Here is a 21042-nt window from a genome sequence, read left to right on the forward strand (position 1 = left end):
GGACCCCTTTTCGTTAGCGAGCGACCCCGGTATTGTTACCGGACCTCGGAGGAGTGGTATTCCTGATGGCCTCGACGATTTTGGAGATGCGTGACATCACCAAGACGTTTCCCGGCGTCAAGGCGCTGTCGAATGTCAACCTCAGCGTCGAGGAAGGCGAGATTCACGCCGTTGTCGGCGAGAACGGCGCCGGCAAGTCGACGCTGATGAAGGTGCTGTCGGGCGTGTATCCATCCGGCACCTATGACGGCGAGATCGTTTATCGCGGCGATGAGTGCCATTTCAAGGGCATCCACGACAGCGAGCGCCGCGGCATCGTCATCATCCACCAGGAACTCGCGCTGGTTCCGATGCTGTCGATCGCCGAAAACATCTTTCTCGGCAACGAGCACGCCAGATACGGTGTCATCGACTGGGACGCCAACGAGGCGCGCACCAGCGCTCTGCTCAAGAAGGTGGGCCTTAAGGAAGACCCCAAGACGCTGATTACCAATATCGGTGTCGGCAAGCAGCAACTGGTCGAGATCGCCAAGGCGCTCAGCAAGGAAGTGCAGCTGCTGATCCTCGACGAACCGACGGCGAGCCTGTCCGAAAAGGACAGCCAGGCGCTGCTCGACCTGCTGCTCGAATTCAAGCGGCAGGGCATCACCTCGATCCTGATCTCGCACAAGCTCAACGAGATCAACCGGGTCGCCGACAAGGTCACGATCATCCGCGACGGGCGGACCATCGAGACGCTGCCTAAGAAAGACATTTCGGAAGACCGCATCATCACCTCAATGGTCGGCCGCTCGCTGGACGACCGTTACCCGTCGCGCGAGCCCGAGATCGGTGAGATCGTCCTCCAGGTGAGGAACTGGTCGGTCTATCACCCGATCCATGCCGAGCGGCAAGTGATCAAGAGCATCGACATCGACGTCCGCAAGGGCGAGGTGGTGGGTATCGCCGGGCTGATGGGCGCCGGACGCACCGAATTCGCGATGAGCCTGTTCGGCCGCTCCTATGGCCGCCGCATCACGGGCGAGGTGCTGCTCAAGGGCGAACCCATCGATGTCTCCTCTGTCAGCAAGGCAGTGGAACACGGCATTGCTTACGTCACCGAAGACCGCAAGACCTACGGTCTCAATCTGATCGATCACATCAAGCACAACATCACGCTGGCCAATCTTCCCGGCGTGTCGCGCCACAGCGTGATCGACGACATGCGCGAGCTCGCCGTCGCCAACGACTACAAGGCCAAGACCAACATCCGCTCCTCCAGCGTCTATCAGATGACCGGCAATCTATCGGGCGGCAATCAACAGAAGGTGGTGCTGTCGAAGTGGCTGTTCGCCAATCCGGAGGTGCTGATCCTCGACGAGCCGACCCGCGGCATCGACGTTGGCGCCAAGTATGAAATCTATACGATCATCGCGCGTCTCGCCTCGGAGGGTAAGGCGATCATCGTCATCTCGTCGGAGATGCCCGAACTGCTCGGCATCACCGACCGCATCTATGTCATGAACGAAGGACGTATCGTCGGCGAAATGGCGGCGAGCGATGCCAGCCAGGAAAAGATTATGCGCGCCATCGTTCGCGGAGAAGGAAAAGCATCATGAGCACCGAAAGCGCTCCCGTCCCGAAAAGCGGCGTCGCCGAAGATGTGCAGCAGGGGCCGCGCGTTGCCGTCTCGGCGCTGGTCACCAACCTGCGCGAATACGGCTTGATCCTGGCGCTGATCGCCATCATGGTGTTCTTCCAGTACACGACGTCCGGAACGCTGTTCAAGCCGGTGAACTTGAGTAACCTGGTGCAGCAGAACAGCTTCATCATCGTGATGGCGCTGGGCATGCTGCTGGTGATCGTCTCCGGCCACATCGATCTCAGCGTCGGGTCCGTCGCCGGTTTCATCGGTGCGCTGGCTGCGATGATGATGGTCATCTGGCCTCTCGGCCCTTTCAGCAATCCGCTGGTGGTGTCGATCATCTGCCTGATCGTCGGTGGCGCGATCGGCGCGGCACAAGGCTACTGGATTGCCTATCACCGAATACCGAGCTTCATCGTCACGCTGGCGGGGATGCTGATCTTCCGCGGCATCTGCCAGGCGCTGCTGGGTGGCGGGTCGTCCGTGGGGCCGCTTCCAGCCGGCTTCAAGGCGCTCAGCTCCGGCTTCATTCCGGACGTGATCGGCTCGTTGACGCTGATCCCGCCGGTCGTGAACGCCGCCGGCAAGACCATCGTCGGCAGCGGGCTGACGCTGCACATGACGACGATCGTGATCGGCCTCGTCGCCGTGCTCGCCTATGCCTATTTCGGGCTCAGAGCACGGCGCAGCCGCGAGCGGCATGGCTACGAAGCCGAACCTTTTACGCTGTTCGTCGTCAAGACCCTGGTGACCAGCGCCCTAGCGCTGTTCCTGGTCTACCAGTTCGCCACCTACAGGGGTCTGCCAATCGTTCTCGTGGTGATGGGCGTGCTGATCGCGCTGTTCGTCTTCGTCACCAAACGCATGACGGTCGGCCGCCGTATCTACGCAATGGGCGGCAATGCCAAGGCGGCGCAGCTATCGGGCATCAAGACCGAGCGGCTGACCTTGATGGTGTTCATCAATATGGGCGTGCTCTCGGCGCTCGGCGGGCTGATCATTGCGGCGCGCCTTGGCCAGGCGGTGCCGGCGGCGGGCCTCGGCAGCGAGCTCGACGTCATCGCCGCTGTGTTCATCGGCGGCGCTTCGGCGATGGGCGGCGTCGGTCAGGTTATTGGCGCGGTGGTCGGCGGTTTCATCATGGGCGTCATGAACAACGGCATGTCGATCATGGGCGTCAATGTCGATTGGCAACAGGTGGTCAAAGGCCTGGTGCTGCTCGGCGCCGTGGTCTTCGACGTCTACAACAAGAACAAGGCTTGAGGGCGAGGGAACTCATGCATGTCGCCAAGCGTGCGCAGCGTGTTGGGGCAAGGACATGCATAAAAGCAAGGATTAAAGCGGGCCCCCTTTCACAGGCGGCGCGCTTTTAGGAGGCACGGGTCACATCGCGGCGCTGCCGGGCGGCGCAAAGAAGTCCCCTGAGGGGACCGGGCCCGCGAGCGCAATCCGGACGAAGAGTTCACCAGTGGCGCGGATACCTTCCGAGCCGCGCCGGTCAAGGTTTGCCAACCCGGCAGCCAGGCCAAAGGCAATTGAGAGAGGGTACATCATGCTGATCTCCCAGATCCTCGACGACGCAGAGACCATTCGCGTCGTTGCCCGCAACGGCGGCAAGACCCGGATCATCAACGGCGCCCGCAGTGTCTATTCGCTGGCGATGGAGGCCGCGCGCACCGGCACCGGACTTGTCGCCCTCATCGAGCGCAAGGGCTTCGGTGAAGCGGTCGACCTCGATGCCGCCTACAAGAAGGGGCGGCTGTCGTCGCCGATCAACCATCCCGACCCGGCGCATCTCCACCTCACCGGCACCGGGCTGACGCATCTCGGCTCCGCCGCGACCCGCGATGCCATGCACAAGAAACTCGATGCCGATCGCGAAGAGCAGCTCACCGACTCCATGAAGATGTTTCGCATGGGGCTGGAGGGCGGCAAGCCCGCCAAGGGCCAGATGGGCGTGCAGCCGGAATGGTTCTACAAGGGCAACGGCACCATGGCGGTGGCGCCCGGTGCGGCACTGCTGTCGCCCGCCTTCGCCCAGGATGCCGGCGAGGAGCCGGAAGTCGCCGGCATCTATGTCATCGGCGACGACGGCGCCCCGTTCCGCGTCGGCTTCACCCTGTCAAACGAGTTTTCTGACCACGTCACCGAGCGCGTGAACTATCTCTTCCTCGCGCATTCCAAGCTGCGCAACGCCTCGTTCGGGCCGGAGATCCTGATCGGCGACCTGCCGTCCGACGTCAGGGGATCCTCGCGCATCCTCCGCGACGGCAAGCTGCTGTGGGAAAAGCCGTTCCTGTCGGGCGAGGCGAACATGTCGCACACCATCGCCAATCTCGAACATCACCACTTCAAATATTCGGCCTTTCGCCAGCCGGGAGACGTTCATGTGCACATGTTCGGCACGGCAACGCTGTCCTTCGCCGACGGCATCAGGACCGAGGCCGGCGACGTCTTCGAGATCGAGGCCAAGGATTTCGGCCTGCCGCTGCGCAACCCGCTTGAAATCGAGCAGCCGGTGACGGTGGCGGTGAAGGCGCTTTGACGGCGTGATCTTCCCCCTTGAGGGGGAGATGTCGCCGAAGGCGACAGAGGGGGTCGTCTCGCGTAGAGCGCCAGCCCCTACGTCTGCGATAAAGAGAGCCGGGCCCGGCCGGACCGACCCCCTCTGGCCTGCCGGCCATCTCCCCCACGAGGGGGGAGATTGGCAGCTTCAACCTCTCAATAAATATCGAAGTCGAAATATTTGGCCTGGATCTTCTTGTAGGTGCCGTCGGCGACGATCGCATCGATCGCGGCGTTGAGCTTTTCGCGCAGCGCATTGTCTTCCTGGCGCACGGCGATACCGGCTTCGGTCTCGGTGCCCTTGACGTCGCCGACCATCTTGCAGCAGCCTTCGCTCGCCTTCTTCATCCAGTCCATCAGCACGAATTTGTCCGAGAGGACGGCATCAAGGCGGCCGTTCATCAGGTCGGCGACCGCCTCCTCCTGGGTCGGATAGAGCTTCGCCTCGGCGCCGGCCTTGCCATAGACATCCTGGGCATAGTCGGCCTGGGTGGTCGAAGCCTGGGCGCCGACTGTCTTGCCGGCGAGTGCGGCGGGTTCGGTCGACGCAATATCGCTGTCCTTCAAGGCCACCAGCGAAAGCGGCGTCGTATAGTATTTGTCGGTGAAGGAGACCTGCTTCTTGCGCTCCTCGGTGATGCTCATGGATGCGATGATGGCGTCGAACTTTTTGGCCTGGAGGGCCGGGATCATGCCGTCCCAGTCCTGCGTGACAAGTTCGCATTCGACCTTCATCTGAGCGCAAAGCGCATTGGCGATGTCGATGTCGAAGCCGGTGAGCTTGCCATCCGCGGTGATGGTGTTGAACGGCGGATAGGCGCCTTCGGTGGCGATCTTCAACTTTTCCTGTGCTTGCGCCGACAAGGACCCGGCAGCCATCACCAGCATGGCAGCTGTTGCTGCCGATGCGATCCATCTCGAAATCTGCATTTCTTTGTTCCCTTGGTTTCAACCACCTTGACGGTTGGGCACAGCCAAGCACGGCCCGCAAGGTCAGGCAAGCACAGTCTGATTGATCGGGGATCAGCGCGCGGCGCGGAAATGTTTGGACAGTTTCAGGCCCTGTGCCTGATAGTTCGAGCCGAGATCTGTGCCGTAGAGCGCCTGCGGCCGCTTCAGCATGTGCTCGTAGACCAGCCGTCCAACGATCTGGCCGTGGTCGAGGATGAACGGCACTTCGTGGCTGCGCACTTCGAGCACCGCCCTGCTGCCGGTGCCGCCAGCCGCCGAATGGCCGAAGCCCGGATCAAAAAAACCGGCATAGTGGACACGGAATTCGCCAACCAGCGGATCGAAGGGCGTCATCTCCGCGGCATAGAGCGGCGGCACATGCACCGCCTCCTGGCTGACGAGGATATAGAATTCATCCGGATCGAGCACCAATTCGCCGGCGCCGCTCTTGTAGAGCGGCTCCCAGAAATCGACGACATCCTGTGCGGCGCGCTTGTCAACATCGACCAGGCCGGTGTGGTGCTTGCCGCGGTAGCCGACCAGCCCGTCCTTGTCGCCATCGAGGTCGATCGACAGCGCGATGCCGCCGCCGGAAATGTTCGGCGGCTCGGTGGCGACGAGCGTCTCGGCACGGTGCAATTCGTGCAGCTCGCTTTCCGACAAAAGCGCATTGCCGGTGCGGAACCTGATCTGCGACAGCCGCGAGCCAGCGCGGACGACGATCGGAAAAGTGCGCGGGCTGACTTCCAGATAGAGCGGGCCGTTGTAGCCGGCGGCGATCTTGTCGAACTCGTGGCCGCGATCGGTCATCACGCGGGTGAAAATGTCGAGCCGTCCGGTCGAGCTCTTCGGGTTGGCCGAGGCGGAAATGTTCGCCGGAAGCGCCAGGCTTTCGAACAGCGGCACGATGTAGACGCAGCCCGTCTCCAGCACCGCACCATCGGCGAGACTGATTTCGTGCAGCTTCAGGCGGTCGAGTTTTTCAGCGACCCTGTGGTTGGGGCCGGGCAGGAAGGAGGCGCGCACCCGCCAGGCCTTGTCGCCGAGCCTGAGGTCGAGGCTGGCCGGCTGGATCTGGTCGGCATCGAGCGCGCGCGGCGACTTCAGCGCGCCCGACTGGAACAGCGTGGAAATATCCTGATCGGGAAGAATGCCTGTCTGCCGCAAAGTCTGGCTCCGCTCGAAGGCCGGGCGAGGTCTCGTTGTGTTGCAGTTCCTTGCCGCGGAACCTGCTGGTACAAACCTCTTAATCATGCCGGCAATTGACGCAAGCGCGGTGCGGGTCTAAAGGGTCGTTATCCCGTGGTGATTTGGCCGGTCGGCTTGCAGCCACGTTAAACAAGTCGCTAAAGGACCGTCGGGCCGAAAGGCCGCATGGACCGGTTGCGACTTTCGCGGCCGGTTTTTTTGTGTTTGGACCATTTTTGGTGTTTGGAACAAGATGATGACGAGCAACAAGCGCAACTGGAAGCCTCAGACCGCCCTCGTGCATGCGGGAACGCTGCGTTCCGGCTTCGGCGAGACCTCCGAGGCGATGTATCTCACGCAAGGCTATGTCTACGACACGGCGCAGGCGGCGGAGGCCCGCTTCAAGGGCGAGGAACCGGGCTTCATTTATTCGCGCTATGCCAATCCGACGGTCGACATGTTCGAGAAGCGCATGTGTGCGCTGGAAGGCGCCGAAGATGCCCGCGCCACGGCATCCGGCATGGCGGCGGTGACGGCGTCGTTGCTGTGCAGTGCTCGGGCGGGCGACCATATCGTGGCGGCGCGCGCGCTGTTCGGCTCCTGCCGCTGGGTGGTCGAGACGCTGGCGCCGAAATACGGCATCGAAGCGACGCTGGTCGACGGCACCGAAATCGCCAATTGGGAAAAGGCGGTCAGGCCCAACACGAAGCTGTTCTTCCTTGAAAGCCCGACCAATCCGACGCTGGAAGTCGTCGACATCGCAGCCGTTGCCTCGCTTGCCAATTCGATCGACGCGCGGCTGATCGTCGACAACGTCTTTGCCACGCCCTTGCAGCAGAAGCCGTTGCAGCTCGGCGCCCATATCGTCGTCTATTCGGCGACCAAGCACATCGACGGCCAGGGGCGCTGCCTCGGCGGCGTCATCCTGTCGGACAAGAAGTGGATCGACGAGAACCTGCACGATTATTTCCGCCATACCGGTCCCAGCCTGTCGCCGTTCAATGCCTGGACGCTGCTGAAGGGGCTGGAAACGCTGCCGCTGCGCGTGCGCCAGCAGACGGAAAGTGCTGGCCGGATCGCTGACTTCCTCGCCGAGCGATCGGAAATTGTCCGCGTCATCTATCCCGGTCGCGCTGATCACCCGCAGGCGGCGGTCGTTAAGAAGCAGATGTCAGGCGGCTCGACGCTGATCTGCCTCGACGTCAAGGGCGGCAAGCAGGCGGCCTTCGCTTTCCAGAATGCGCTCGATGTCGTGTTGATCTCCAACAATCTCGGCGATGCCAAGAGCCTGATCACCCATCCGGCGACGACGACGCACAAGAATCTGAGCGACGAGGCGCGTGCCGAACTCGGCATCGGGCCGGGCACGCTCAGGCTGTCCGTCGGCCTGGAGGACACCGACGACCTGCTCGAAGACATCGAGCAGGCTTTGAAAACCGCCAGATAGGGATATACGCACCAGGCGGCGGCGCTCTCATCGTCAAAAGCAGGCGCGGTCAGGCGCCCGACGGGGTCTCTTCCAATTCCGCAACGGCGCTGGTGTGGATGGTCATGGTGTTGCCGCGCCAGTCGACGGCACCGCTGAGCCAGCCGCGCGCCCAGATGGCGGGAAGCATCACGTCCCGCGCAATCATCGCCGGGACCATGCGCAGCGACAGGTGCCAGCCCTTGGCCGAGGCGAGAGCGCATTCCGGGAGATAGGCGGCTACGAGAACGGCGATGGCGGTCGCCGACAGGCTGAAGCCGGCGCCGGCCGCAGCAACCAGCGCAAGCGCCAGCGGCGCCGCCGCTCCGATCAGGATCTCGGGTGCGAAGAACAGCGGGAAGGTGACGCGGCGCAGGCGTGCCCAGCGGGCTTGGCGCGACCAGATTTGGTCGAGCGTGCGCAAGCCGAGCGGCTGCTCGAAAGGCGAGGCGACGAGATTGACGCGCAGTCCAAGCCCGTTGACCAGCTTGGTCGCGGCGGCATCCTCGGCGATCTCGGCGGCAAGCGCACGGATGCCGCCATTGGCATCGAGCATGGGCTTGTTCCACAACATGCTCTTGCCTTGGGCGAAACCGAGGCCGAGCGCCTCGCCGGTATATTGCCAGCGCGCCTGCAGTGTGTTGAGGAAAGCGCATTCGACCTCCGCCCAGAACCCGTCCGGCCGCGAGCCGATCGGCGTCGAGCAGACAAGGCCAGTATCGGGCCGCCATGCCGCCATCAGATGCTGGACATAGTCCCTCGGCATCAGGACGTTGGAATCGGCAAGGATGACCCAGCGGTGGCGCGCGGCCTCCCAGCCCTTCACGCAATTGTTGAGTTTCGGATTGCCGCTGATGCGGTCGTCGCCAACGAGCAGCCGGGCCGGCACGGCCGGAAAGCGAGCAATCGCATCGGTGATCGGCCCGACCACCGGGTCGTCGGCATGGGCAACGCAGAAGATGAGCTCATAGCGCGGCCAGTCGAGTGAGAAGGCACGATCGAGCGTTTCCTCGGTAAACGGCTCGACGCCGCGCGACGGCACGACGATCGACACCGGCGGCGCCTTGCCGGCTGGCGGCGCGATCCTGCCAGGTCGCTTCAGCTTCAACGAAGCGAGCAGGATGCTGGCGAGATTGACAAGAAGCAGAGCTGTGGAAAGCAAGGCGGCTGTGACTGTCAGTTCCATTGATATCTGGTCACTCCAGAAAAAACCGGCCGCATGAAAGCCGTTTCAACAGTTCGACAGAATGCTGAGTCGCCCTCCCTGCACACCATCATTGTCACGTGTCACTTAAATGACATTGTTCTTCGCCACCTGCGCGCAAAGGAGTCGGGCAATGACGGGAAGCACCCCGTTGACCAAACTGCGGAGAGCGTCGAATGTTCCGTCTGCATATTGTGGAGTAATTTATGTACAGCGCCGTCACGCGCAACATCGAAGTACAGGTCAGGCCGTTCTATCTGGAAGATCGCTCCGACCCGTCGGAGAACCGCTATGTCTGGGGCTACCAGGTGACCATCGACAACCAGTCAGATGAATTCGTGCAGCTTCTGTCACGCTATTGGCACATCACCGACGGCACCGGCCGGGTCGAGGAGGTGCGCGGCGCCGGCGTTGTCGGCGACCAGCCCGAACTCAACCCCGGCGACAGTTATCAATATACGTCTGGCTGCCCGCTCTCGACGCCGTCCGGCATCATGGTCGGCCACTACACGATGCGCAACAAGCGGGGCGAGACGTTCGACGTCGCCATCCCCGCCTTTTCGCTCGACCTGCCGGGCTCGCGGCGGACGGTGAACTGACGCTCACTTGGGTTCCTCGCCCCCGCAAAGCGGGGGAGAGGTGGCCCGGCGAAGCCGGGACGGAGAGGGGGACGACATTCGCGAACCCAGAACCGGCAAGAGAATGGGCGCAAGACTAACAATGGCAAGGACACATCAAGATTCCTTGAACAGCGAATTCCCAGCCGCCGCGAAGACCCCTCTCCGTCCCGGCTTCGCCGCGCCACCCCTCCCCACTTCGTGAGGCGAGGAAACCAAGCTCTGCGAAGGCACCGCACTCCCCATTTGGCGATTCCTCCATTGGAAGAATGCCAGCAGACAGATTAGGCAGCACCGACGCTCGTTATTGAGCCGCAGCAAATTCCGCCGGGTCGAAGTCATATTGCTTCGAGCAGAATTCGCAGGCGACGTGAATCCCGCCATCCTCGGTGCTGTCCCTGATCTCGTCGGCGGAGAAGCCTTCGAGAATGCCGCGGATCTTCTCCCTGGAGCATGAGCACTGATCGGCTACCGGTACGCCGCCGAAGACGCGCACGCCGTGCTCGTGGAACAGCCGGTAAAGCAACCGCTCGGCGCCGATTGTCGGGTCGATCAGTTCCGTCGGCTCGATGGTGCCAAGCAACGCCAGCAGTTCCTGCCAGGAATTGTCGGCCGGATCATGGATCTCCTGGCGCGGATCGCCGTCGCCGCCCGGAAGATCGGGCACGCGCATGCGGTCCGGCGATTGCGGCAGGAACTGCGCCAAGATACCACCGGCGCGCCATTGCTCGCGGGCACCGCCGACGCCGGGCGTCAAAAGCTTGGCCACCGAAAGCTTGAGATCGGTCGGGATCTGTTCCGACTGGCGGAAATAGGTGCGCGCGGCCTCCTCCAGCGTCTCGCCGTCGAGCTGGACGATGCCCTGATAGCGCTGCGTGTGGGCGCCCTGGTCGATGGTCAGCGCCAGGACACCGCTGCCGAGCAGCGTCTGCTGCGACGTCTCGCCGGCAGATGTCAGTGACTCCAGCCGGTCGGCGTCGAAGCGCGCATAGGCGCGCAGCGCCTGCGGCGTGGAAAAATCCGCCACCAGCATGTCGACCGGCCCGTCCGTGCGGGTCTGCAGGATGAACTTACCTTCGAACTTGAGCGAGGTGCCGAGCAGCACCGTCAGCACGCAGGCTTCCGCCAGCAGGCGAGCGACCGGCTCGGGATAGTCATGACGGCTGAGGATCGCGTCGAGCATCGGCCCGAGCTGGACGGTGCGGCCGCGCACGTCGAGCGGGCCGACCTCGAAGGGCACGACATGATCGTCACCGGCGTAGCCGAATTCGCCGAGTTTGGGTTGTTGTTCAGCCAATTGATGAGTTTCCAACATAACAAAGCTCCAGGGCGCGGCCATGCCGCCCTCCGGGGCGCATGCGTCGAAACGCGCTCGATTTGCGTGATGGGCCTGAGATAGGCACCACGCATTGCCGGATCAAGGTGGGCCGGATCAAGGTGGGCCGGATCAAGGTGGCCCGGATCAAGCGCCCAGACACCAGGCCAAAACCGCCTTCTGGGCGTGGAGCCGGTTCTCGGCCTCGTCGAACACTACCGAATGCGGCCCGTCGATGACTTCGTCGGTGACCTCCTCGCCGCGATGCGCCGGCAGGCAGTGCATGAACAATGCGTCAGGCTTTGCCCTCGCCATCAGCGCCGCATTGACCTGGTAGGGTGAGAAGACATTGTGACCGCGAGCACGGTGCTCCTGGCCCATCGACACCCAGCAGTCGGTGACGACGCAGTCGGCCCCGTGGACGGCCTCGTCGGGCGAGCGGGTGAAGTGCAACTTGCCGCCATGCGCCGTCGACCAATCGACATGCTTCTGTGCCGGCTCGCTGCCTTCCGGCACGGCGACGTTGAGATTGAAGCGGAACCGCGCCGAGGCCTCCAGCAGCGAATGCAGCACGTTGTTGCCGTCGCCGGTCCAGGCGATGGTCTTGCCGGCAACCGGACCGCGATGCTCCTCGAAGGTCATGATGTCGGCCATCAGCTGGCAGGGGTGGGTGTCGTCGGTCAGCCCGTTGATGACGGGAACGGTGGCGTTCTCGGTCAGCTCCAGCAGCCGGTCATGCGATGTGGTTCGGATCATGATCGCATCGACATAGCGCGACAGCACCTTGGCCGTGTCGGCGATGGTTTCGGAGCGGCCGAGCTGCATCTCCGTGCCGGTCAGCATGATGGTCTCGCCGCCGAGCTGGCGCATACCGACGTCGAAGGACACGCGCGTGCGCGTCGACGGCTTGTCGAAGATCATCGCCAGCACTTTGCCTTCGAGGGGTTTTGTCCGCTCGCCAGCCTTGAGCCTTGTCTTTCGCACCACGGCATCGTCCAGCATGAAGCGCAGATCGCCCTCGGAAACGGCGGAAAGATCGGTGAAATGGCGAAGGCTCATTTGGGGTCTTTCGACTGTTACTTCGCGGCAGCAGCGGCGATGGCATCCGACAGACCCCGGGCGCCGGCGCGGATGCGGTCGAGCGCCTCATGGATCTCGGCGTCGGTGACGGTGAGCGGCGGCAGCAGGCGAAGGACGTTGTCGCCGGCCGGAACCGCCAGCAGATGCTGGTCGCGCAACGCCATGTTCACCTTGGTGTTGGGTGCGGCGCATTTCAGGCCGAGCATCAGGCCGGTGCCCCTGATGTCTTCGATGATATCAGGAAATTCGTCGGCGACACCCGCCAGCCCCTGCTTCAGCAGCAACGCCTTGCGCTGCACATCCTCCAGGAAGCCGTCTTCCAGCACCACGTCGAGCACGGCGTTGCCGACCGCCATCGCCAGCGGATTGCCGCCGAAAGTGGTGCCGTGCACGCCGGCGGTCATGCCGACGGCCGCCTCGTCGGTGGCGAGGCAGGCGCCCACCGGGAAGCCGCCGCCGATGCCCTTGGCGACCGCCATGATGTCGGGCGTGACGCCAGCCCACTCATGCGCGAACAGCTTTCCGGTGCGGCCGATGCCGCACTGGACCTCGTCGAAGATCAGGAGCAGGCCATGCTGGTCGCAGAGCTGCCTCAGCCGCTTCAGCGACTGCGTCGGCACCGGGCGGATGCCACCCTCGCCCTGCACCGGCTCGATCAGGATCGCGGCGGTCTCTGATGTGATCGCCTTTTCGGCGGAGTCGATGTCGTCGAAGCCAACCTGGTCGAAACCTTCGACCTTAGGTCCGAAGCCTTCCAGGTATTTATATTGGCCGCCGGCGGCGATGGTCGCCAGCGTGCGGCCATGAAAGGCGCCTTCGAAGGTGATGATGCGAAAGCGCTCGGGATGGCCCTTTACGAAATGGTAGCGCCGCGCCGTCTTGATGGCGCATTCCAGCGCCTCGGCGCCGGAATTGGTGAAGAATACCTTGTCGGCGAAGGTGGCATCGACCAGCCGCTCGCCCAGACGGCTCTGCCCCGGAATCTCGTAGAGGTTGGAGACATGCCAGAGCTTGGCCGCCTGCTCGGTGAGTGCCGAGACCAGATGCGGATGGCTGTGGCCCAGCGAATTCACGGCAACGCCGCCGCCAAAATCGAGATATCTCTCGCCCTTGTCGGTGACCAGCCAAGTGCCCTCCCCATGGTCGAAAGCCAGGGGTGCGCGGGTAAAGGTCTCGAAAAGCGCCGAACCGCTCATTATATGCGTCTCCGGAACCGGAAAATCAAAAAGCCGCCAAAGCGGCGGCCTTCGCGGCTTATCGTGTTTTTCGGCCATGAAGTCAACGAAAACGTCGCGCAAGGACGCGCGGCAAGCTCTCCAGCGAAACGCCTGCTCATAAGCGACCGGGCAAGTTGGGGAAAACCGAAAAAACCGATTCGTGTTGGCCCTCGGACTCTTGTCACCGAGTCACCGCATAAGGTAATTGTAGGTCGAGAAATAACTAGATTTCGTGCGGCGGACCTAATCACCCGATATATGTGGTGTCTGCCCGGCGGAAGCCGGATCGTGGAAGGATTCCGATCGCCGCACATTTCAGCAGGAGCGCGGTCTCATGAATTGGACTGACGAGCGGGTCGAACTTCTTAGAAAGTTGTGGTCGGAGGGACTAAGCGCCAGCCAGATCGCCGCACAGCTCGGGGGCGTCAGCCGCAATGCGGTCATCGGCAAGGTGCATCGGCTGAAACTGTCGGGCCGCGGACGCTCGACCGCCACGCCGGCACGCCAGAAGAAGAGCGTGCAGGGATCGACCGTCCAGAAATCGGTGTCGCGGGCGGCAAGCACTGCGCGGCATATCACCACGTCGATCGGCGCGACCGCGCTGCAGGCGCAATTCGACGCCGTACCGGTGGCGCGTCATTACGTCCGTCCGGTCGAGAACGTCGTCGTGCCGATCTCGCGGCATCTGCAACTCGTCGAGTTGACCGAACGGACATGCAAATGGCCGAATGGCGATCCGCTTTCGGAAGAGTTCCATTTCTGCGGCAACGACGCGGCCGAAACCGGACCCTATTGCAAGTACCACGCCCGCATTGCGTTCCAGCCCGCTTCGGAGCGGCGGCGGAGTAGATAAGGGAATAGGGGAGTAGGGCAGTACGGGAGTAGGTAAAGATTAGGCTTTGTGAGTGCGATCCTTGGCAACGCACTACATACTCCCCTTACTGCTCTACTCCCTTACTCCCTTCTCTTTCACAGCCAGCCGCTCTTGCGGAAACGCCAGTAGAGAACCGAGCAGACCAAAATAATCGCTCCCAGAACGACCGGGTAGCCATATTCCATCCTAAGTTCCGGCATGTCGTTGAAGTTCATGCCGTAGATGCCTGCGAGCGCCGTCGGCACCGCCAGGATTGCAGCCCATGAGGCGAGCTTCTTGGTGATCGCCGTTTCCTGGCTCTGGCCAACCAGGAGGCTCGCCTCGAAGGCAAATGCGAGCACCTCCCGCAAGCTGTCGATCTTCTCCTGGACGGTGCGGATGTGGTCGGTGACGTCGCGGAACAGCGGGTGCATAGCCGCATGGATTTGAGGCAGGTCGGCGCTGGTCAGCCGGCGGCAGACTTCCACCAGCGGCAGCGCGGCATTGCGTAGGCGCAAGAGATCGCGGCGCAGCATGTAGAGCCGCTCTATGTCGGAGCCGGTCATCGGCTTCAGCAGAACCCTGTCCTCGATCGCCTCGACCTCGTCCTCGATCTGCTCGAGCACCGGCATGTAGTTGTCGACGATGAAATCGAGAATGGCATAGAGGACGAAATCCTCACCCTTGGCCAGCGAATGCGGGCAGCTTTCCCAATGCTGGCGAACGGCGGCATAAGAAGTCGACGGACCGTGCCTGACGCTGACGATGTAGCCGGCGCCGACGAACAGATGCGTCTCGCCGAAGGTGACGCGCCTGTCGATCAGTTGAGCCGTGCGGGCAACGATGAACAACGCATCGCCATATTGCTCGATCTTCGGCCGCTGATGCGGATGCTCGGCGTCCTCGATCGCCAGATCGTGCAGGTGGAATTGCGCCTGGACGCGAAGCAACAGGTTGCGGTCCGGCTCCAGCAGGCCGATCCAGACGACATGACCTGGTTTCTTGGCCCATTCGCCAGCTTCCTCGATCGGAATGTCGGCGACACGCCGGCCGCCGGTATAGACGCTGGAAGCAATGATGCCCGATGTCGGCGGGGCCGGCGTCAGGTTCCGAACGGTTTCCATCGCTACCTCCTGGAGGCATGGCCTCGGGTCAGGATCAGGAACGTTCGGTAAAGCTTAGCCTAAATCAGCAATGGGTTCGAGAGGCAGCCGCTCACTTCGCCGGTCGCGTTGCGGGAAGCACAATCTTGTCTGTCTTGTCGCCCTTCGGCCGCTCGGCCGGCATCTGGTCGCCGGTAACGATGTAGTAGATCGTCTCGGCGATATTGGTGGCGTGGTCGCCGATCCGCTCGATATTCTTCGCGCAAAACAGCAGGTGCGTGCAAGGCGTGATGTTACGCGGATCTTCCATCATGTAAGTCAGCAACTCGCGAAACAGGGAGGTGTACACGGCGTCGATCTGATCGTCGCGATCACGCACGAAGCCGATCTTTTCCACCGAGCGCGACGCGTAGACGTCGAGCACTTCCTTGAGTTGCGTCAACGCCAGGTCGGCCAAGGCCTCGATGCCGCGGAACAGGCTGGTCGGCTGGCGCCCTTCTGTGACGGCAACCACGCGCTTGGCGACATTCTTGCCGAGGTCGCCGACCCGTTCGAGGTCCGCCGAGATGCGGATCGCGCCGACGATCTCGCGCAAATCCGTCGCCATCGGCTGGCGCTTCGCGATGATGATGATCGCCTTGTCGTCGATCTCGCGCTGCCCTTCGTCCAAAACGGCATCGTCGCGGATGACCTTCTGGGCAAGGCCGGGGTCGGCGTTGACCAGGGCCGCGATCGCCTGTTCGACCATGCGTTCGGCATGCCCACCCATGGCGGCGATGCGCTTCGACAGATATTTCAGCTCCTCGTCATAGGCGCTGACGATGTGCACGGACTGCATGGAAATGCCTCCCCGGGGTCTTCTGGGCCGAGTCGTTTCCTCGAATCCCCGCTGATACGCTAGCCGGATGACAGAAAAAAGAAACCGGTAGAGCGACACAGAGCACGCTCTAAGTCCCTTATCCACGCATCCGGCTATCCTAAAACCTTCCGGTTTCGGACCGACGCCTTCTTAGATAGTGAGGCGTCAGTGCGCCGGCAAATGCACCGTGAAAGCTGCGCCCTTGCCGACCTCCGACTTGATTGAGAGTCTGGCGTTGTGGCGCGTCAGGATATGCTTGACGATGGACAGGCCAAGGCCGGTGCCTTTCTGAGTCCGGCTGTTTTCGACATCGACGCGGTAGAAGCGTTCGGTGATGCGCGGGATGTGCTCCTCGGGAATGCCGGGACCGAAGTCCCGGATGGTTACGTCGATGCCCGGTTCGGGACCGTCATCGCTGTGAGCAATCGTCACCACGACACGTCCACCCGACTGTCCATATTTGCAGGCGTTTTCCAGCAGATTCTCGAATACCTGGAAAAGTTCGTCGCGATCCCCAGGCACATTGAGTGGTCCGTCCGCGAAATCCCGCTCGATGGCAACGCCGTTTTCCTTGGCAAGCGGCCCAAGCGAATCGATGACGCTGTCGAGGGTCTGGCGGAGATCGACCTCGGTTCCCGGCTTGAGATAAGGCTTCATCTCCAGTCGCGACAGCGACAGCAGGTCGTCGATCAGCCGCGCCATGCGGCCGGTCTGGTTCTGCATGATCTGCAGGAACTGCTCGCGCGCCGCCGGGTCGTTGCGGGCCGGGCCGCGTAGCGTCTCGATGAAACCGGAGATCGAGGCGAGCGGGGTGCGCAGTTCGTGGCTGGCATTGGCGATGAAATCGGCGCGCATCCGGTCGATGCGGCGCGCCTCGCTCTGGTCCTTGAAGACCAGCACATAGAGGTCGGTGCCGTGACCGACCGAAGACGCACTCACCCGATAGGCCCGCTCGACCGGCAGCTTTTCGGTATAGTCGACGACATCCGAAGCGGCGGCTCCCGATAAAATACTGTCCAGCAAGGCCTGCATCTCGGGCGCCCGGAATTTCAGCGACAGCGACATGCCCGGTGCGATGCCGCCGAAGGCGGCGAGGGCGGCGGCGTTGGCGTGGACGATCGTGGCGGTGCGATCGAAGATGATCAGCGGATCGGCAACGGCGGCCGCCAGATATTCTCCCGAAAGCTGTTGCAGCCCGCCAGCCTCGATCGCCGCGGCATCCTCCGCTGACTGGCGCGCAACGCCGGACGGCGGCATCGCGGCGGCAAGCAGCAGCACGGCACATGCCAGCAGCACCACATAGCCGGACGTGTTTGCGAAACCATAGACCGTCACGACCGCGACGATGCCGGCCGCCAGCAGCCAGCGGCTGTTCCACAACCGGGTAGCGACCGCTTGCGCCATGCTTCGCTGTTCAGCGCCCATGTCAGCCATTGTCAGCCATTCGCGCGCACTGTGCCTCCGCCTCCACCCCGCCGGTCGGGTGGAAACTTCCCGCTGGACCGGCGCTAGAGCGCCGTGCGTCCAATTGGACGCACAAAGGACCCTCTACCACTCTCAACTGCTGCATCGTTCTTTCAGAAAACCGATTCCGATTTTCGGGCCGATGCAGTAAGGCTCCAATAGCATGAGTCCGGAAACTGGAAAGGTTCGTCTCGATGAAAAACCCCAAGGAAGATGCCGCCGCGCCCGTTCCAGGTCCGGTGAAGATCCGGATTGACGGCAAAGAGCGCGAGTTCGACATTGGGGATCCCAAGCTTCCGGACTGGGTCGAGGACAACAAGCTGACCGCCGGCGGCTATCCCTACGACAAGAAAATGAAAAGCGACGAGTATGACGAGACGCTCGAGCGGCTGCAGATCGAGCTGGTCAAGGCGCAGGCATGGCTGCAATCGACGGGCAAGCGGGTGATGTCGCTGTTCGAAGGACGCGATGCCGCGGGCAAGGGCGGCACGATCTTCGCGCTGCGCCAGTACATGAACCCCAGGACAGCGCGCAACGTAGCGCTCACCAAGCCTAGCCCAACCGAACTCGGGCAATGGTATTTTCAGCGCTATGTCGCGCACTTTCCGACATCCGGCGAGTTCGTCACCTTCGACCGCTCCTGGTACAATCGCGCCGGTGTCGAGCCGGTCATGGGCTTCTGCACGCCGGAGCAGCACGAGAAATTCCTGGACGAGACGCCGTATTTTGAACGGATGATCTGTAACGAGGGCATCCATTTCTTCAAATTCTGGCTGAACATCGGTCGGGAAACACAGCTTGAGCGATTTCACGATCGCCGCTGGAGTCCTTTGAAGAGCTGGAAATTCTCGCCGATCGACATTGCTGGCATCACCAAATGGGACGACTACACCAAGGCGCGCGATCTCATGTTCGAACGCACGCACGAGGAATTCGCACCCTGGATCATCGTGCGAGCCAACGACAAGCGGCGCGCGCGACTTGCCATCATACGGCGCATCCTGTTGTCGCTTCCCTATGACGGCCGCGATCTCGACGCCATCGGCAAGGAAGACAAGAAGATTATCGGAGAAGGGCCTTCGTTCCTGCAGGCCTGAAGCCGTGGCGCCGCGGCCCCCCGCCGGGCCCGGCGGGGGGCGGGGGTGGGGGGGTTTATTGGCGGAGCGGCGACGATCGGCCGCCCCCCCCCCGCCCCCCCCCCCACGATTCCAGATGTTCCTGTCATTCTGCCGAATGACCTCTCATGCCGCCAGCCGGGCAATCCGCTGCAGCCGCCGCAGCGTTGTATCGTCCTGCAAAGCCTGCTGAAACAGCGAAATCTCCTGGTCAATGCGATCGCAGAGCGCGCCTGTGTCGCCCTTGAGCAGGTCGCGCGTCTGCAGCAGTGCGGCGACCGGCTTCTTGGCGAGTTGCCTGGCTCTGCCAAGTGCGGCTTCCTCGACATCGCCCACCACGATCTCCGTGACCAGGCCAAGCATCCTGGCGTCCTCGGCACCGAGCGTGTCGCCCAGGCAGAAGAAGCGGAAAGCGCCGGCATAACCGAGTTTCTGCGGCGCCAGGATGCTGGTCGCCGCGTCCGGCACGAGGCCGAAATCGACGAACGGCACCCGGAACGTGCTTTCATCAGATGCGATCACCATGTCGCAATGGAACAGAATGGTGCAGCCGACGCCGACGGCGTCGCCTTCGACACAGGCAAGGACCGGTTTGGGGAACGTCGCCAACGTGCGGAACATGTCGGTGACGGCGGCGATCAATCGTTGATGCTTGGTGGCGTCGAGGAATTCGGAAAAATCGCCGCCGAGGCAGAAGCAGCCGGCAAGGCCGCGCAGCACCACGACGCGCACGTCATCGTCGATTGCGGCTTCGTGGAATATCTTGGCCAGGCTTTCGTAGGCTCGCCCGTCCAGCACCGGCCGGCCGTCATCCGACGACACCGTGACAATTAGCGTATGATTGCGGAACTCTGTTTGCGGGTGGATGTTCATGGCTGTCTCCAATTCTCACGAGGCCTGCCTCATTCCGAGCCTGTCGGGATATCCCCTGGCCAGCACCGGCGCGAAATGACTGCGACGCGAACGCACCACCTCAAGCGTATGCTCGTCGAAGGTGAGCAGTGTGGCGACGACCTGCTGGTTGCCATAGGTGCGCTGGTAGCCAAGCGGCTTGGCCAGGAAGTGCAACTGCAGCGCCCGCAGGACCCACATCGGCTCGAACTCGATGATCACCTGATTGACGTTCCGCTTCAGCCCCCACTCGACGAAGCCGGCAATGAGCTCGGTGCCGACCGTCGAGACGCCGCGCTTGCCGTCACGAAAGCCCGGCGCCACCGCATAGCGGGTCAGTTCCCAGACGTTCGGCCCGGATGGCGGCGTCCCTTCATAGAGGTCCGCCAGCACTTCAGTCAGAAGATGCGCCCGGGTTGTCGGCAACATCCGCTGATAACCGGCGAGCTCGCCATTGCGAATGACGAGCTGATGCACCGCCTCGTCATGGTCGAACTGATCGATCTCAAGGCCATCGGGGCGCTGCAGATCGGTCCACCCCATCTCCTCGACGAAAATCTTGTAGCGCAAACGATGAACGGCCTCCCAAAGGTCGGGACGTTCCATAAGTTCCTGTGTGGTAAGGGAAAAAAGCATCTGCCGTCTCCTAGGTTCAATAGGAAGATACGGCCGGGCTGTCCCGAGAAAATTACGCGATCACGTAGGCAAGAATTTCTAGGCCGGCACGGCCGAGCTAGCTAATATAGCCGCGCCTTATCGCTTCCGCGACCGCCTGCACCCGGTTGACGGCACCGAGTTTGCTTTTGGCGTTAAGAAGGTGTTTCTCTGACGTGTGTTCCGAAATGCCGAGAATCTGTGAAATCTCCCATTCGGACTTGCCGACGGCGGCCCATTGCATGCATTCGCGCTCACGCGGCGTCAGTTCGACGTGGTCGATGGTCTTGGCCGCCATCGTGTGGATCTGCATGGCGCGGCCAATCGCATAGGTCGCCACAAGCGACACCAGCCCAAAATCGGCGCCTGACAATTCGACGGCTTCGCCGCCGAGCGACACCATGACGATCTGGCCATCGAGCGTGACCAGCGGGAAGGCCAATCCGTCGCGCAGCTTGAATTCGCCGGCGTCGCCCATCACTTCGCCGCTGCTCTTGTCGATGCGAATGCTTTGAGACGCCTCCCGCCACTGGAACGGCGCCTGCAGCTGCTTCATGTGGCTGACGACGGGGTCGTGGTCGACATAGTTGCGCGCCACGTAGCGCTCCAGCCATTCTCCCGGCCACTCGCAAAGCAGCACATGGTCCTTTTGCTGGCCTCTTGGTGTGCCCGGTTGCGGAACCGTCCCGGCCATAAGCGCCGTCAGACCGAACTCCGAGGTTATGCCAAGCAGTTTTTCGCAGACCGCCGCCGCCGTATCGGCGTGCTGAAGCTGATCTATGAATTCCAGTGTGCGATCGAAGTGGCCCATTGCAACATCTACCCCATGTTGCCTTCCTCGTTGAGATCAACGGTCCAGTGCTAGACCCGCACTTTG

The 21042-nt window shown here is 62.5% G+C and carries 20 protein-coding genes and 1 riboswitch; of the genes, 7 read left to right on the forward strand and 13 right to left on the reverse strand.

The window, feature by feature from the left end:
- Positions 1-65 precede the first annotated feature (65 nt).
- On the forward strand, positions 66-1598 hold the full coding sequence (gene mmsA / locus NKH12_RS00230) for a multiple monosaccharide ABC transporter ATP-binding protein (protein WP_352951333.1): 1533 nt from the start codon (positions 66-68) through the stop codon (positions 1596-1598).
- A complete protein-coding gene (gene mmsB / locus NKH12_RS00235; protein WP_352951334.1) occupies positions 1595-2887 on the forward strand; it encodes a multiple monosaccharide ABC transporter permease in 1293 nt (430 codons plus the stop codon). Before mmsA ends, mmsB begins: the two co-directional genes overlap by 4 nt.
- A 120-nt stretch (positions 2888-3007) precedes the next feature.
- On the opposite strand, the gene NKH12_RS00240 is transcribed toward mmsB, so the two are convergent.
- A complete protein-coding gene (locus NKH12_RS00240) occupies positions 3008-3178 on the reverse strand; it encodes a hypothetical protein (protein ID WP_352951335.1) in 171 nt (56 codons plus the stop codon).
- Here NKH12_RS00240 and araD1 point away from each other — a divergent pair.
- Positions 3177-4169, forward strand: a complete 993-nt coding sequence (gene araD1 / locus NKH12_RS00245) for an AraD1 family protein (RefSeq protein WP_352951336.1) — start codon at positions 3177-3179, stop codon at positions 4167-4169. The genes NKH12_RS00240 and araD1 overlap by 2 nt on opposite strands.
- A gap of 176 nt (positions 4170-4345) precedes the next feature.
- Here araD1 and NKH12_RS00250 read toward each other — a convergent pair whose 3' ends face one another.
- Together NKH12_RS00250 and NKH12_RS00255 are read right to left on the reverse strand one after the other, a co-directional pair.
- Positions 4346-5119 (reverse strand): ABC transporter substrate-binding protein, encoded by a 774-nt coding sequence (locus NKH12_RS00250; protein ID WP_352951337.1) that lies wholly within the window; start codon positions 5117-5119, stop codon positions 4346-4348.
- A gap of 93 nt (positions 5120-5212) precedes the next feature.
- Positions 5213-6307 (reverse strand): 2'-deoxycytidine 5'-triphosphate deaminase, encoded by a 1095-nt coding sequence (locus NKH12_RS00255; RefSeq protein ID WP_352951338.1) that lies wholly within the window; start codon positions 6305-6307, stop codon positions 5213-5215.
- A gap of 125 nt (positions 6308-6432) precedes the next feature.
- Positions 6433-6510: riboswitch (SAM riboswitch) on the forward strand.
- A 74-nt stretch (positions 6511-6584) separates the two neighbouring features.
- On the opposite strand from NKH12_RS00255, the gene NKH12_RS00260 reads away from it, so the two are divergent.
- Positions 6585-7775, forward strand: a complete 1191-nt coding sequence (locus tag NKH12_RS00260) for an O-succinylhomoserine sulfhydrylase (RefSeq protein ID WP_352951426.1) — start codon at positions 6585-6587, stop codon at positions 7773-7775.
- Between the two features lie 49 nt (positions 7776-7824).
- Here NKH12_RS00260 and NKH12_RS00265 read toward each other — a convergent pair whose 3' ends face one another.
- Positions 7825-8979, reverse strand: a complete 1155-nt coding sequence (locus tag NKH12_RS00265; protein WP_352951339.1) for a ceramide glucosyltransferase — start codon at positions 8977-8979, stop codon at positions 7825-7827.
- A 224-nt stretch (positions 8980-9203) separates the two neighbouring features.
- On the opposite strand from NKH12_RS00265, the gene apaG reads away from it, so the two are divergent.
- Positions 9204-9596 carry a Co2+/Mg2+ efflux facilitator ApaG/CorD gene (apaG, locus tag NKH12_RS00270; RefSeq protein ID WP_352951340.1) on the forward strand — a complete coding sequence of 131 codons (393 nt, stop codon included), beginning with the start codon at positions 9204-9206 and terminating at the stop codon, positions 9594-9596.
- 322 nt (positions 9597-9918) lie between these two features.
- Here the strand turns inward: apaG and NKH12_RS00275 are convergent, their stop codons facing one another.
- The 3 genes from NKH12_RS00275 to NKH12_RS00285 all read right to left on the reverse strand — a co-directional run bounded on the left by NKH12_RS00275 (position 9919) and on the right by NKH12_RS00285 (position 13205).
- Positions 9919-10953, reverse strand: a complete 1035-nt coding sequence (locus NKH12_RS00275; protein WP_352951341.1) for an Hsp33 family molecular chaperone — start codon at positions 10951-10953, stop codon at positions 9919-9921.
- Positions 10954-11076: 123 nt separating this feature from the next.
- On the reverse strand, positions 11077-11988 hold the full coding sequence (argF, locus tag NKH12_RS00280; protein ID WP_352951342.1) for an ornithine carbamoyltransferase: 912 nt from the start codon (positions 11986-11988) through the stop codon (positions 11077-11079).
- Positions 11989-12005: 17 nt separating this feature from the next.
- Positions 12006-13205, reverse strand: coding sequence for an aspartate aminotransferase family protein (locus NKH12_RS00285; RefSeq protein ID WP_352951343.1), 1200 nt, complete (start codon positions 13203-13205; stop codon positions 12006-12008).
- A 355-nt stretch (positions 13206-13560) separates the two neighbouring features.
- Here NKH12_RS00285 and NKH12_RS00290 point away from each other — a divergent pair, with 355 nt between their 5' ends.
- Positions 13561-14079: a GcrA family cell cycle regulator gene (locus tag NKH12_RS00290; protein WP_292590982.1), complete on the forward strand. Its 519-nt coding sequence runs from the start codon at positions 13561-13563 to the stop codon at positions 14077-14079.
- Between the two features lie 116 nt (positions 14080-14195).
- On the opposite strand, the gene NKH12_RS00295 is transcribed toward NKH12_RS00290, so the two are convergent.
- The 3 genes from NKH12_RS00295 to NKH12_RS00305 all read right to left on the reverse strand — a co-directional run bounded on the left by NKH12_RS00295 (position 14196) and on the right by NKH12_RS00305 (position 17475).
- Complete coding sequence (locus NKH12_RS00295) at positions 14196-15203, reverse strand: magnesium and cobalt transport protein CorA (protein WP_352951344.1); 1008 nt, start codon at positions 15201-15203, stop codon at positions 14196-14198.
- A gap of 91 nt (positions 15204-15294) precedes the next feature.
- On the reverse strand, positions 15295-16020 hold the full coding sequence (gene phoU / locus NKH12_RS00300; RefSeq protein WP_352951345.1) for a phosphate signaling complex protein PhoU: 726 nt from the start codon (positions 16018-16020) through the stop codon (positions 15295-15297).
- A 186-nt stretch (positions 16021-16206) separates the two neighbouring features.
- Positions 16207-17475: an ATP-binding protein gene (locus NKH12_RS00305; RefSeq protein ID WP_352951346.1), complete on the reverse strand. Its 1269-nt coding sequence runs from the start codon at positions 17473-17475 to the stop codon at positions 16207-16209.
- Between the two features lie 224 nt (positions 17476-17699).
- Here NKH12_RS00305 and ppk2 point away from each other — a divergent pair, with 224 nt between their 5' ends.
- Entirely contained in the window at positions 17700-18602 is a 903-nt protein-coding gene (gene ppk2, locus NKH12_RS00310) for a polyphosphate kinase 2 (protein ID WP_352951347.1), read from the forward strand.
- 144 nt (positions 18603-18746) lie between these two features.
- Here ppk2 and NKH12_RS00315 read toward each other — a convergent pair whose 3' ends face one another.
- The 3 genes from NKH12_RS00315 to NKH12_RS00325 all read right to left on the reverse strand — a co-directional run bounded on the left by NKH12_RS00315 (position 18747) and on the right by NKH12_RS00325 (position 20976).
- A complete protein-coding gene (locus tag NKH12_RS00315; RefSeq protein WP_352951348.1) occupies positions 18747-19493 on the reverse strand; it encodes an enoyl-CoA hydratase-related protein in 747 nt (248 codons plus the stop codon).
- Between the two features lie 15 nt (positions 19494-19508).
- The gene (locus NKH12_RS00320; RefSeq protein ID WP_352951349.1) at positions 19509-20147 is read right to left on the reverse strand and encodes an acyl-homoserine-lactone synthase; all 639 of its coding nucleotides are present in this window, start codon (positions 20145-20147) and stop codon (positions 19509-19511) included.
- Between the two features lie 97 nt (positions 20148-20244).
- Complete coding sequence (locus tag NKH12_RS00325; RefSeq protein ID WP_352951350.1) at positions 20245-20976, reverse strand: helix-turn-helix transcriptional regulator; 732 nt, start codon at positions 20974-20976, stop codon at positions 20245-20247.
- Positions 20977-21042 lie beyond the last annotated feature (66 nt).

Origin of the sequence: Mesorhizobium sp. M1322 (assembly GCF_040318085.1) — a bacterium.
Lineage (GTDB): Bacteria > Pseudomonadota > Alphaproteobacteria > Rhizobiales > Rhizobiaceae > Mesorhizobium.